Origin of the sequence: Neisseria canis, from assembly GCF_900636765.1 — a bacterium.
GTDB lineage: Bacteria > Pseudomonadota > Gammaproteobacteria > Burkholderiales > Neisseriaceae > Neisseria > Neisseria canis.
In genome coordinates this window covers 1,437,734-1,451,229 of record NZ_LR134313.1, presented here as the reverse complement: position 1 = coordinate 1,451,229, position 13,496 = coordinate 1,437,734, and the positions used below count along the sequence as shown (strand labels likewise).

The 13,496-nt window shown below is 51.6% G+C and carries 13 protein-coding genes; 12 read left to right on the top strand and 1 reads right to left on the bottom strand.

Translation table 11 applies throughout. The annotated features are described in order from the left end of the window. The first annotated feature begins 83 nt into the window (after positions 1-83). The 5 genes from recN to EL143_RS06810 all read left to right on the top strand — a co-directional run bounded on the left by recN (position 84) and on the right by EL143_RS06810 (position 5,690). Positions 84-1,772 (top strand): DNA repair protein RecN, encoded by a 1,689-nt coding sequence (gene recN, locus EL143_RS06830; RefSeq protein WP_085416462.1) that lies wholly within the window; start codon positions 84-86, stop codon positions 1,770-1,772. A gap of 146 nt (positions 1,773-1,918) precedes the next feature. Then, positions 1,919-2,746, top strand: a complete 828-nt coding sequence (locus EL143_RS06825) for a symmetrical bis(5'-nucleosyl)-tetraphosphatase (RefSeq protein WP_085416461.1) — start codon at positions 1,919-1,921, stop codon at positions 2,744-2,746. 392 nt (positions 2,747-3,138) lie between these two features. After that, the gene (locus EL143_RS06820) at positions 3,139-3,915 is read left to right on the top strand and encodes a ferredoxin--NADP reductase (RefSeq protein WP_009116377.1); all 777 of its coding nucleotides are present in this window, start codon (positions 3,139-3,141) and stop codon (positions 3,913-3,915) included. A 91-nt stretch (positions 3,916-4,006) separates the two neighbouring features. After that, positions 4,007-4,912, top strand: coding sequence for a lysine exporter LysO family protein (locus EL143_RS06815; protein WP_085416460.1), 906 nt, complete (start codon positions 4,007-4,009; stop codon positions 4,910-4,912). A 13-nt stretch (positions 4,913-4,925) separates the two neighbouring features. Beyond that, entirely contained in the window at positions 4,926-5,690 is a 765-nt protein-coding gene (locus EL143_RS06810; RefSeq protein WP_085416459.1) for a DeoR/GlpR family DNA-binding transcription regulator, read from the top strand. A 66-nt stretch (positions 5,691-5,756) separates the two neighbouring features. On the opposite strand, the gene EL143_RS06805 is transcribed toward EL143_RS06810, so the two are convergent. Beyond that, a complete protein-coding gene (locus tag EL143_RS06805) occupies positions 5,757-7,175 on the bottom strand; it encodes a sodium:proton antiporter (protein WP_085416458.1) in 1,419 nt (472 codons plus the stop codon). Between the two features lie 508 nt (positions 7,176-7,683). On the opposite strand from EL143_RS06805, the gene ptsN reads away from it, so the two are divergent. The 7 genes from ptsN to scpB all read left to right on the top strand — a co-directional run bounded on the left by ptsN (position 7,684) and on the right by scpB (position 13,384). Beyond that, positions 7,684-8,133 (top strand): PTS IIA-like nitrogen regulatory protein PtsN, encoded by a 450-nt coding sequence (gene ptsN, locus EL143_RS06800; protein ID WP_085416457.1) that lies wholly within the window; start codon positions 7,684-7,686, stop codon positions 8,131-8,133. 6 nt (positions 8,134-8,139) lie between these two features. After that, positions 8,140-9,111, top strand: coding sequence for an HPr(Ser) kinase/phosphatase (gene hprK, locus EL143_RS06795; protein WP_085416456.1), 972 nt, complete (start codon positions 8,140-8,142; stop codon positions 9,109-9,111). Continuing rightward, a complete protein-coding gene (rapZ, locus tag EL143_RS06790) occupies positions 9,092-9,946 on the top strand; it encodes an RNase adapter RapZ (protein WP_085416455.1) in 855 nt (284 codons plus the stop codon). The genes hprK and rapZ overlap by 20 nt, the downstream gene beginning before the upstream one ends. Before the next feature lie 285 nt (positions 9,947-10,231). Next, positions 10,232-11,176, top strand: coding sequence for a ribosome biogenesis GTPase YlqF (gene ylqF, locus EL143_RS06785; protein WP_085416454.1), 945 nt, complete (start codon positions 10,232-10,234; stop codon positions 11,174-11,176). Between the two features lie 133 nt (positions 11,177-11,309). After that, positions 11,310-11,651, top strand: coding sequence for a hypothetical protein (locus tag EL143_RS06780; protein WP_169709819.1), 342 nt, complete (start codon positions 11,310-11,312; stop codon positions 11,649-11,651). 76 nt (positions 11,652-11,727) lie between these two features. Further along, complete coding sequence (locus tag EL143_RS06775; protein WP_085416453.1) at positions 11,728-12,693, top strand: GIY-YIG nuclease family protein; 966 nt, start codon at positions 11,728-11,730, stop codon at positions 12,691-12,693. Positions 12,694-12,766: 73 nt separating this feature from the next. Then, positions 12,767-13,384, top strand: coding sequence for an SMC-Scp complex subunit ScpB (scpB, locus tag EL143_RS06770; protein ID WP_085416452.1), 618 nt, complete (start codon positions 12,767-12,769; stop codon positions 13,382-13,384). The last annotated feature ends 112 nt before the right edge of the window (positions 13,385-13,496 follow it).

The following is a 13,496-nucleotide window of genomic DNA, read 5'->3' as shown; positions in this document are numbered from 1 at the left end:
AATCAACAAAATCTTATTCAACTACACAAAAAATTAGTTATAATAAGAAAAAACTTAGCACTCTATTCAAGCAAGGACACAACATGCTTTTGGCGCTTTCCCTCAGCAACTTCGTAACCGTCGAACAGCTCAACCTCAACTTTCAAACAGGCTTCACCGTGCTTACCGGCGAAACCGGCGCGGGCAAATCCATCACGCTGGACGCACTCGGCCTGCTGCTCGGCGACAAGGCAGACTACGGCCAAGTCCGCACCGGCACCGAAGAAGCCCGCCTCTCCGCCCTCTTCGACATTTCCGGGCTGGAAACCCTGCAAGCCGAATTGCACGAACAAGGGTTGTCGGACGAAGACACCGCCGAGCTTTCCATCCGCCGCATCATCGACGCCAAAGGCAAAAGCCGCAGCTTCATCAACAACCAGGCCGCCACACTCGCCCAACTCAAACATATAGGCAGCCGCCTGATCGACATCCACGGCCAAAACGCCCACCACTCCCTCAACCAAGAATCTGCCCAACGCAGCCTGCTCGACGCATTCGCCGGCAGCACCGGCTTGGCCGCAGAAGTGAAAACCGCCTATCACCAATGGCAGTCTGCCCAAAAAGCCCTGCACGAAGCGCAAACCCAAGCCGAAAACATCGCCATCGAACGCGAAAGGCTTGAATGGCAGGCCGGCGAATTGGCCAAACTCAATCTGCAAAGCGGCGAATGGGAAACCCTGAGCCAAAGCCACGACAGCCTCGCCCACGCAGCCGAACTGATACAGGCCGCAGAAGAAACCGAAACCGCCGTTGACGGAGATAACGGCATCCTGCGCCGCCTCTACCAATGCCGCAAAACATTGGAGCAACTGAGCAATATCGAACCTTTATTTGCCGAAAGCCTCGATATGCTCGCCAGCGTGGAAGCAGAATTAAGCGAAATTTCCGCCAATATGCGCAGCGTAGCGTCCAAAGTCGAAATCAACCCCAACGAATTGGCCGAACAGGAAGCCCGCATGAGCGAATTGATGAGCATGGCGCGGAAATACCGGGTCGAGCCTGAAGAAATGCCCGCCAAACAGGCGGAAATCGAAACCGCCCTATCCGCCCTGAATGCCGCCGCCGATTTGGAAAGCCTTGAGCAAAACGTGGCCGCCAACCAAGCAGCCTATATGACGCTGGCGGAAAAACTGTCTGCCGCACGCGCCGAAGCCGCCGCCAGGCTCGGCAACGAAACCACGCAGCATATGCAGCATTTGGCAATGAAAGGCGCCGACTTCCATATCGAATTGCTGGAAAGCGCACCATCCGCCCACGGCCTGGAGCAAGTGCAATATCAAGTCGCCACCAACAAAGGCAGCCCGCTGCGCCCGCTCAACAAAGTGGCATCCGGTGGCGAACTTGCCCGCATCAGCCTTGCGCTGCAAGTCGTTACCAGCCAATACACCCAATTGCCCACTTTGATTTTCGACGAAGTCGATACCGGCATAGGCGGCGGCGTGGCCGAAACCGTAGGCCGCGCCTTGCGCAAACTCGGAAGCAAACACCAAGTTCTGGCCGTAACCCACCTGCCCCAAGTTGCCGCCTGCGGAGAAAACCACTGGAAAGTGGCCAAACACAGTGACGGCGTACAAACCGTAAGCGAAATCCATGTGTTGGACTATAAAAACCGCGTTGAAGAAATCGCCCGTATGCTCGGCGGCGAAACCATCACCGACACCACCCGCAGCCATGCGGCCGAACTGTTGGAAATGGCCGCCGAACCGTCTGCCTCCGAAACGCAAACGGCATAGCGCTTACAATACAGCCTGCATCACACCATGCCTGTCTGAAAACATACCGCCCTGTCAGAAAACAATCAATCCGTTATATAATCAACGCCTGTCTGAAACCGTCTTTCAGACAGGCATCACATTCATCCGACCCACTTATTCATACCATGGCACACTACGCAATCGGCGACATTCAAGGCTGTTATCAAGAATTGCAGCTTCTGCTCCAAAAAATCAACTTTAACCACGGCACCGACACACTCTGGCTGGTGGGCGACATTGTCAACCGCGGCCCCCAATCGCTCAAAGTGCTGCAATTCTGCATGCGGCACGAAAGCAGCGTCCAGATGGTACTCGGCAACCACGACCTGCACTTGCTGGCACTGATGTACGGCTACGGCAAGCTCAAACGCAGCGACACCCTAGCGGAAATTTTGAATCACGCCGACAGCCAAACAATGCGCGACTGGCTGCGCGCCCAGCCCTTGATGCGGCAATCCGAACATTACGTTCTGACACACGCCGGCCTGCTGCCCCAATGGACCATCCCAACCGCGCAACAGCTGGCGGACGAAGTGGCGCAAGAGCTGGCCGGAAACCATGCCCGGGATTATTTTGCCAATATGTACGGCAACGCGCCGAAAGCCTGGTCTGCCGAGCTGTCCGGCTACGAGCGGCTGCGCTTCATCACCAACGTATTCACCCGCATGCGCGCCCTCACTTTCAATAACGAACTGGACTACGATTTCAAGGGCGGCCCGGCAGATATGCCCAACGGCCTGCGCGCCTGGTTTGAGGCACCCGGCCGCCTCAACACCGACCGCACCATTTTGTTCGGCCATTGGTCTACACTGGGCTATATCGACACCAAACATGTGATTGCGCTGGACACCGGCGCCTTATGGGGCGGCCATCTGACCGCGGTTAACTTGGCCAACCGCAGCATCACGCAAGTGGCTTCGCTCAAAGGCTTGGATTGGCTGAAAACAGTCTAACCCGCCCATGCCTGTCTGAAAGCGCGCCGACGGCCCGAAACATTGTTGTTTGGCGGATTTTCCCTTACAATTCCGCTTGATTTGACCCTTGCGGATGGTTTTTTCCGACCATTTGTCCAACCCGTCCGCTGACAAATGCCCGCCAATCCCGATGCGTCTGTTTTAGTGAAACACCGGCGGCATAGCAATATAAAAAACGATGCAAGGCGCCGCCAACATTGCAATCCGCACCGCTTCCCGCCGTCAACGGGCGGTATGCCGGTTTGCACGACCTTCAGTTTCATAGCGGATAAACAGAATACAATGCCTGTCTGAAAAACCTTTGGGCAAATTTTCAGACAGGCATCCCTACAAACGATTAAGACATTCTTTACATCTCAGGATAGAAAACAATGGCAGCATTCAACACCCAAACCGTTTTATCCGTCCACCACTGGACCGATGCCTACTTCACCTTCACCTGCACCCGCGACGAAAGCCTGCGCTTTGAAAACGGCCAGTTTGTGATGGTCGGCCTGATGGTAGACGGCAAACCGCTGATGCGCGCATACAGCGTGGCAAGTGCCAACTGGGAAGAGCATTTGGAATTTTTCAGCATCAAGGTGCAAGACGGCCCTTTGACCAGCCGTTTGCAGCATTTGAAAGTGGGCGATGAAGTGTTAATCAGCAAAAAGCCCACCGGCACACTGATTTTAGGCGACTTAAATCCGGGCAAACACCTTTATCTCTTATCCACCGGTACCGGCATCGCACCGTTTTTGAGCGTAACCAAAGACCCCGACGTGTACGAACAATTTGAAAAAGTGATTTTGGTTCACGGCGTGCGCTACAAAAACGACTTGGCCTATTACGACCGCTTTACCAAAGAACTGCCGGAGCACGAATATCTGGGCGAAATGGTAAAAGAAAAACTGATTTACTATCCGGTGGTTTCCCGCGAAGAATATCCGCACCGCGGCCATATTACCGATCTGATGCGTTCGGGCAAAATGTTTGAAGACATCGGCCTGCCGCCCATCAACCCGCAAGACGACCGCGCCATGATTTGCGGCAGCCCCGCCATGCTGAAAGACACCAGCACCGTTTTAAACGAGTTCGGCCTGACCGTATCGCCCAAAATGGGGCAGCGCGGCGACTATCTGATCGAACGCGCTTTCGTCGACCAATAAACCAATAAGCGGTTGAATTACCCCGGTTAAATCATGTATCCAACAGGTGGCGTCCCGCTGCCTGTTTTTCGTTCCGCAAAGTAAAAAGCCCATGCAAAACCTGATTACTCTGGCGATGATTTTAGCGCCGCTTTTTATCGGCTATTTTATCTGCGTGCCCAAGCCTTATATGGTGATTGTAGATAAGCTGTTGAATATCTTGGTATACATTATATTGGCACTGATCGGCATTTCGCTCTCGCAAGTGAGCAATCTCGGCAGCCGGCTTGATTTTATCGCCGGCATGGCCGCCGTATTGGCCGTATGCACGCTGGGCATGAACCTTCTTGTTTTAATGTGGTTTGACCGCAAACATCCGTGGCAAAACCGCATCCAAGAAAGCGGAAAAAAACCGCGTATCAGCATTGCTGGCAGCATCAAACAAATTATCTGCATGCTGCTCGGCCTGCTTTTCGGCAATATAATGGAAAACATTTGGCTGCCGCCCGAACCAACCGGAACCTATGCACTGATGCTCCTGATTTTGCTGGTCGGTATCCAGCTCGGCGGCAGCAGCATCACGTTGCGCCAAGTGTTCATCAACAAGCGCGGTGTAGAAATCAGTGTTTTAATGATGTTTTCCTCTTTGCTCGGCGGCGCCCTATTCTTTCTTTTCGCCCCTGAAATCGCTTTCACGCAGGCTTTGGCACTTGCCTCGGGCTTCGGCTGGTATTCGCTCTCAGGCATCGTGATTACAGAGGCCTACGGCCCGATTTGGGGCAGCATTGCCCTGCTAAACGATTTAACCCGGGAATTTTTTGCGCTCTTGTTTATCCCCGTCATCATGCGCCGCCACCCCGGCGCCGCCGTTGGCATAGGCGGCGCGACCAGCCTCGACTTTACCCTGCCGGTTATCCAAAGCTCCGGCGGCATGGCCGTGATTCCTTTGGCTGTGAGCTTCGGCTTCATCGCCAATCTTGCCGCTCCTTTTTTAATGCTGGTTTTCTCAAACTTATAATGGAATGCCTCATATGGCGAAGCACCAACGACACGAAAAAATCATCCGCCTCGTGAAAGAACACGGCTTTATGCCGATTGAAGAATTGGCGAAAAAGCTGGAAGTTACCCCGCAAACCATCCGCCGCGACATCAATATTCTGAGCGAAGAAAAAGTTTTGCGGCGTTATCACGGCGGAGCAGCCGTCGGCAGCGAAGAAGAGCATCCCGATTTTCTCTCCAAGAAAAACAGGATGAAAGCCGAAAAAATGCGCATCAGCGAAACCCTTGCCGCCCACATTCCCGACGGCGCCACCCTGTTTTTAAGCATAGGCACCACCATAGAAGCCGTTACCGATGCTCTGGTTAAAACACGCAAAAACCTCTGCATCATCACCAACAATATCCACGTTGCGGCAACGGCATCCGGCCGCAGCGACTACTCCGTGCTCATCACTTCCGGCGTTGTACGCCCGCTCGACGGCGGTGTTACCGGCGTAGCGACTATGGACTTTATCAAACAGTTTAAGGTGGATTACGCCGTTTTAAGCGCCTCGGCCATTGAAGAAGACGGTGCGCTTTTTGATTCGGACTACAAAGAAGTGAGCGTGATGCAGGCCATGATGGAAAACGCACGCATCCGTTACCTCGCCGCAGACCACAGCAAATTCGGCAAAAGCGCTCTGGTGCGCATGGCCGACATCACGGAATTCGACACCGTTTTCACCGACAAAACGCTCAGCCCGCAGTTCACCGAAAAGCTGGCAGATGCCGGTTGCAAATGCGTCATTGCGGAATAAGCACAAACAAAATGCCTGTCTGAAAAAGATTTCAGACAGGCATTGCTTCAAATCAAGCCCGATACCTTAAAACAATTCCCAAACGAAGAAAATAAAGGTATGCAGGATAAACAGCGGTACCAAAATACCGAATGACCACACCATATAGCCAAAGAAGCTCGGCATCTTCACTTTACGCTGCTCGGCAATCGCTTTTACCATAAAGTTCGGCGCATTACCGATATAGCTCAACGCACCCATAAACACAGAACCCATAGAAATAGCCAGCAAAGTATGGAAAAGCGGGCCGCTCATCAAAGGCTGGGCTTCACCGCCAGCCATATTGAAAAACACCAAATAAGTCGGCGCATTATCCAAGAATGCAGACAGAATACCGGTCATCCAGAAATACATGGTATTAATCGGCTCGCCCGCCTGGTTGTGCACCATCTTAATCAGCCCGGCAAAAGCGCCCGCCTCACCGGCTTGAAGAATCGCAATCACAGGGGAAATAGTGATAAAGATGCCCAAAAAGAGTTTGCCCACTTCCAAAATCGGATCCCAGTTAAACTCATTACCGGCACGAACCTGCTTAGGCGTCATTTTCAAAGACACTCCGGCCAAAACCAGCAGAATAATGTCGCGCACCAAGTTTTGCAGCGCATAAGGCGTGCCATACACATCAATTTCCACACCCGGCTTCCAAATGCCCGACATCAATACCGCAGCCACCACACCGCCGAGCAGCAGGAAATTAAACTTGCCGTAAATCTGCAAAGGGCTGTCGGGCGAAGGGTCGGCCATAGCGGTTTCATCTTCCTTGGAGAAGAAATAGCTGTCTAAGAAATAGAATAAAACCAGCAAAACAACCGAGCTGATGATTACCGGCATGGCCATGTGTTTTACCGTCCACATAAAGTCCACACCTTTCAAGAAGCCCAAGAACAGAGGCGGATCACCCAAAGGTGTCAAACCGCCGCCGATATTGGCTACCAGGAAAATAAAGAATACCACCACATGCACGCGGTGCTTGCGGTTATCGTTGGCCTTCAACAGCGGGCGGATAAGCAGCATGGCCGCGCCTGTCGTACCCATAATCGACGCCAAAACCGTGCCGATAGCCAAAATAGTGGTGTTCAATTTCGGGCTGCCGTGCAGGTTGCCCCACACCAAAATCCCGCCGGAAATCGTATAAAGCGCCAGCAGCAGCAAAATAAAAGGGATATATTCCCCCACCAAAGCGTGCACCACGGTGTGCAGACCTGCACTGAATCCGAAAATGGCGATAAAAGGCACCAAAAACGCAACCGTCCACAGCGCCGTTACTTTGCCGAAATGATGGTGCCAGAAATTAGGAGCGAGCAGCGGGCCTGTCGCAATAGATAATAAAATCAGAGCAAACGGAATACCCCACATCAGGCTCAAGTCGGCTCCGTTCAAATCAGCCGCCTGAGCCATCATCGGCAAAAGCAAAAAAGGAAGAAAAGCAGTTCTTTTAAGGTTCATTGTGCTTCCTGAGATTTATTTTTAAAATTGCCCGGCAAGCAACCTGCCGCCGAACCCGATTCGGATTTTTAAGCCCGCATCAACAGCCCCAAATATGCAAATATCCGCCAAGCCATTTAGATTGCAGCACAACCAAATGATTTAATTGAAAATTTACAAACAGAACTTTGATTAAGCCCCGATTGTAACGGAAAAGCAAAATTGACACCAGTTTTCGACAGTTTGGTTAAAACCTTTCAGAAATCGTTTGATCTTGTGTTTTCGCTTTACAAAACATTCGTTTCCTTCCGTGCAAAAGCAGCAATGCCTGTCTGAAAACACCTCTTCCGGCCCATCTGACAAACGGATTGATTTTCGGGCAAACGACCTAAGTCAACATAATGTTTTAAAAAATAATTTTACAAATCCTAGCCAAATATTGAGTGTAAAAACACTTTCAGAGATTGAGATTCCGATTAACACTCGGTACAATCGCCACTGTTTTGCTTTGTTCAACGAAGAGAAATTTATGAGCTTAATTGCCGAAATCCTGCCCCTGCAGCATATCGAATTAGACGTAGAAATCAGCAGCAAGAAGCGTCTTTTTGAAGAAATCGGGGCTTTGCTCGAAAAAGAATCAGGCTTGTCCGGCGCACATGTATTCGAATGCCTGTTCCAACGGGAAAAATTAGGCAGCACCGGCTTAGGTCAAGGCGTGGCCATCCCCCACGGCCGCCATGCCTCCGTAGAAAAAGCAGTCGGCGCCTTTATCCGCTGCAAAGAGCCGGTAGCCTTCGATGCGGCAGACGGCAAACCCGTTTCTCTGGTATTTTCCCTCTTGGTTCCTGAAAACGCCACCAGCGAACATCTCGAAGTATTGTCCAAACTGGCAGGAAAATTTTCCTCCAAATCCGTACGCGAAGCCTTAATGTCGGCGCAAACGCCCGAAGAAGTTTTGGCCATCTTTACCGCAGAATAAATCAATATGCCCAGCATCTCCGTACGCAGGCTCTATCAAGACAACCAACACAAGCTGCAACTGGTTTGGTCGGCGGGCACGGCCGGTGCCGACAACCGTATCAGCATAGATGCCGACAAACCTATATTGGCGCTTGTCGGCCACTTGAATTTTATCCATCCCAATCAGGTTCAGGTATTGGGCGTGGCCGAAGTCGAATATCTGGAAAAACTCGGCAGCGGCGAAACCAATCCTCCGCCTGCCGGCTTCCAGCAGATTTTCGATTTAAACGTTTCACTCTTTATTGTTGCCAACGGCCTGAGCGTGCCGGCCATGCTGCGCGATTACTGCCACACCAATAACGTCCCCCTCCTCACCACCAAGCTGGAAAGCCCTTATCTGATGGACGTTTTGCGCATCTATCTGCAACGTGCGCTGGCCGTATCCACCATCAAACACGGCGTATTTCTAGATGTGTTTGAAATCGGCGTATTGATTACGGGGCATTCCGGTTTAGGTAAAAGCGAGTTGGCGCTTGAATTGATTTCCCGCGGCCACAGCCTGATTGCCGACGATGCGGTCGAGCTGCACCGCACCGGCCCCGAAACGCTGGAAGGCCGCTGCCCGCCGATGCTGCGCGACTTTTTAGAAGTGCGCGGTTTGGGCGTGCTCAATATCCGCCACATCTTTGGCGAAACATCCATCCGCCCGAATAAAAACCTCAAGCTCATCATCAACCTGGTTGCCGCCGATGATGACTACATGAAACAACTCGACCGCCTGAGCATCCGCACGGAAACCGAATCCATTTTGAACGTAACCATCCGCTCCGTTACCCTGCCCGTTGCGGTCGGCCGCAACCTGGCCGTATTGGTAGAAGCGGCCGTGCGCAACTATATCCTCAACCTGCGCGGCAAAAACAGCACCAAAGAATTTTTGGAGCGGCACCAAACCATGCTGAAGGAAGATGCACTCCATCATGAAGATAGTTCTGATTAGCGGCTTGTCCGGCTCCGGCAAATCCGTTGCACTCAAAGTGCTGGAAGATGTCGGCTACAACTGCGTCGATAACATGCCTTTGGAAATGCTGCCGCAACTGATGGCCCACCACCTCAAACGCGGCATCACCGAAAACCTCGGCATCAGCGTAGACATCCGTTCCCACCTAAACACCCCTGAAGCCTCACGCCAAATCGCACGGCTTCGCAAGGAAGGCCATCAGGTGGAAATCCTCTTTCTCGAAGCATCGGATGAAATCCTTATCCGCCGCTTTTCCGAAACCCGCAGAAGCCACCCTTTGGCACGGCAGAAATTCACAGTATTGGAAAGCATCCGCCAGGAACGCGAAATCCTCTACCCCTTGCGCGAAATGGCCTACTGCATCGACACATCCAAAATGAATGCGCAACAATTGCGCTATTCCGTGCAACAATGGCTGAAAATCGAACGCGAAGGCCTGTTGGTTATCCTTGAATCATTCGGTTTCAAATACGGCGTGCCCAACAATGCCGACTTTCTGTTCGACATGCGCAGCCTGCCCAACCCTTATTACGACCCCGAGCTCAGACCCTTTACCGGCATGGACAAGCCCATCCAAGATTACCTCGGCAAGCAGCCGCTTGCCCAAGAAATGATCGGCGACATCCACCAATTCCTCACGCGCTGGCTGCCGCGCATGCAGATAGAAAGCCGCAGTTACGTTACCATCGGCATAGGCTGCACCGGCGGCCAGCACCGCTCCGTATATGTAGTGGAACAACTTTCCAAACTCCTGAAAGAGCAATACGAAGTCTTAATCCGCCACCGCCAGGCTCAGAATTTGGCTGACCGCTGACAGGTATATTTCAGACAGGCATACCCGCAATGCCTGTCTGAAAGACCACAATAAAACAATATGCTATAATCCGCATCCACAATCAGGCAGCCCCCAAACAGGCTGCCTGAACTGCATAAACCGGAGCGGTAGAAACCATTTCCACAGCCCCATACTTTTAAACCGATTAACCGCAAACAAACAAGCAAAACACCACATACCGATTTCACAACCATCTCCCCTATTTTTCAGACAGGCATCCCTTCCCTATGCCTGTCTGAAACCCACCGCAGAAAGACTCAGACAATGGCAATCCAATGGTTTCCCGGACACATGAACAAGGCGAAAAAAGCCATCGCCGAGCGCATCAAAAGCATTGATATGGTGATCGAAATGCTCGATGCCCGCCTGCCTGCCTCCAGCGAAAACCCCCTGCTAGCACAGCTTTCCAAAGGCAAACCCAAACTCAAAATCCTCAACAAACAAGACCTTGCCGACCCCGAGCGCACCGCCGTTTGGCTCGATTACTACAACAACAAGCCCGACACCCAAGCCATCGCCCTCGACTCTTCCGAGCAAGGTGCCACCGCCAAAATCACCCGCGCCTGCCGCAACATGATGCCCAACCGCGGCGGCATCGACAAACCCCTGCGCGTACTCATCTGCGGCATCCCCAACGTCGGCAAATCCACCCTGATAAACGGCATGATCGGCAAAAAATCCGCCAAAACCGGCAACGAACCCGGCATCACCAAAGCCGAACAGCGCCTGTTTCTCGCCGACGACTTCTGGCTCTACGACACCCCCGGCATGTTGTGGCCGAAAATCATCGTAGAAGAAAGCGGCTACAACCTCGCCGCCAGCGGAGCCGTAGGCCGCAACGCACTCGACGAAGAAGAAGTCGCCCTCGAACTGCTCGACTACCTGCGCCGCCACTACCTGCCCCTGTTGCAGGCACGTTACCAAGCCGACAAAGACCCCAGCAGCCATTGGAACGACACCGAATGGCTCGAATGGATCGCCAAAAAACGCGGAGCCGTATTAAGCGGCGGACGCATCAACTACCAAAAAGCCGCCGAAAACATCCTTACCGATTTCCGCGACGGCCACATAGGCAGAATCACACTCGAAACGCCGAACCAATGGGAAGCATGGCTCAAAACAGCCAAACAGAAAGAAGCCGAATTGAAAGCCGCCCGCGAAGCCAGAAAAGCGGAGCGTAAAGGACAAAGGCCGTCTGAAAAAGATTGAAACAGTAGGGCGGGCATCCCTGCCCGCCGCTTCCGATCAATGTTTGCCTTGCATTAAAATGGAAACCGACGGCGGGCAAGGATACCCGCCCTACACAGCCCGACCGCAATCCGACTTACCGAAGGAGTGCCTTATGAAAACCATTTCCCTCACCGCCTTATTGACCGGCATTTTATCGCTGACCGCCTGCGCCCACCCCAACCATGCCGACGGAGCAAACAGCCGATATATCCAAGTCTATAAACACGACGGATCGCAACAATGCTACGCAGTCAGAGGCATAAGCCCTGAAAAAATGGCAGACGAACTGCAAGGCATCCGCATATATGCCGCAGGCAAACACGTATTGACAGGCGTGATGTTTCCCGCCGTATGCGTCGGCGTAACCGGCAGCGTCAATGTTTACACGATTGATGCAAAAGACAGAAGTAAAGCTGAAAAACGCGGGTTTAAGGTATTGCAGGAGAAAGACTAATTATTTTATTTCAGCTTTCAGACGGCCTGTCTGAAAAATAATCTGTTTATTTGACGAAAATATTAAACTGCCTATCATGTCTAAACCACGTTCCCAAACCATTAGGATTTTTCTGCCTTCAGGAAACCCGTGCGGAATCCGTAAAGTTGAACGCACCAGTAACAGTAATATTCGCCTGATTGAAATCCCTCGTACCGACTTACATCTTTTTTACGAGATGAAAGAAGCGGGGGATATGGGTATTTATTTTCTAGTTGGAGGTAATCAGCTTTATGTCGGTCAAACGATGGATTTAAGTACCCGTATTAAACAACATGACAAAACTAAAGAGTTTTGGCAGCGTGCTTTTATTGTCATATTAAACAATGATTTTCGAACCCTCGATCATTTATATTGCTTGGAAAAAACGGCTATCGAACATGCTCAAGCCGCAGGCAGATTTTCGTTAGAAAATGGTACGGTCGGTAACACCCACCGTCATTTACATGATTCCATTCGTTCAGACTGCGAAAATATTTTTGATGAAATCGACACATTACTGGCGGTATTGAATCAGGATTTTTTTACTGAAAAACAAGAGTATAGCAGTGAAGTAGAGGCACTACTTAAAGCAACAGCCCAACTTGAAATTTCGCCTGTGCAAGAGAAACCGTCTAAAGACAATATAAACGAATATTCAATCCCTAATACATGGACAGACAGGACTGTTACGGTATTCTGCCGAAGTAGAGATAAAATCTTACGCGGGAAGGGTCTGTTTAATGTAGAAACAAAGCAAATTTTGTTGCTTGAAGGCACGATGATTTATCGAAAGATTTCTGAAACATTTCCTCCCGGCTGGAAAGAAGTTTACCAACAATGGCTCGCAAGTAACTTTTTGGCAGACAGTAAAGATCCCGATTATTATGTTTTGCAGTCGGCACAATTATGCGCCAGCCCGAGTATGGCCGCAGCATTGGTGCTGGGCAACAATCGTAACGGTTGGCAATATTGGCGTACGGAACGTGGTTTAACTTTAGATGAAACCTATCGTAAAAAATAAGCCTAAACCAACCACACTAAACCATACTTTTAACGCTATATCAGGCCGTCTGAAAACTACCATACACCGCACCATGACCGACAAACTCCCCCCCGACGCGCTGATCGAAGCCGCGCTGCTTACCCAAACCGAACCGCTCAGCGAAAAGACCATGCGCGAGCTGTGTGTGCCGCCGCTGTCGCCCGACAAGCTGATCGATGTGCTGGCGAACTTGAAAACCCGCTGGCAAAACCGCGCTTTGCAGTTGGTGCATACCCATGAGGGCTGGCGTTTTCAGATTGCCCAAGCCGCATTCGAGCGGTTGGGCAGCTTGCAGGAGCAGCGTGCGCCGCGCTATTCGCGTGCGGTGATGGAAACGCTGGCGATTATCGCCTACCAGCAGCCGGTTACGCGCGGCGATATCGAAGGCATACGCGGCGTGGCGGTATCGCAAAACGTGATGCAGACGCTGCAAGACCGCGGTTGGATTGAAGTGATCGGCCACCGCGATTCCATCGGCCGCCCTGCTTTATGGGCGACAACAAATGTGTTTTTAAGCGATTTGCAGTTGGAAAGTTTGGAAGAACTGCCGCCGCTTACCGAATTGGGCGAGCTGGTATTGCCCGATTTAATCGAGCCTGCCGAAAGCGGAGAGGAAGAAACAGAAGCCGGGCAAACCGAGCCGCATTCCGAGCCGCCCGTATTAAATTAACGGGTAGGTCGGATTCTCGAATCCGACAAAATCACCAAATACCATTGCTTGTCGGATACAAGTATCCGACCTACGGCTGAATTAATTTCAGACGGCCTTATTCGAAGAAAAC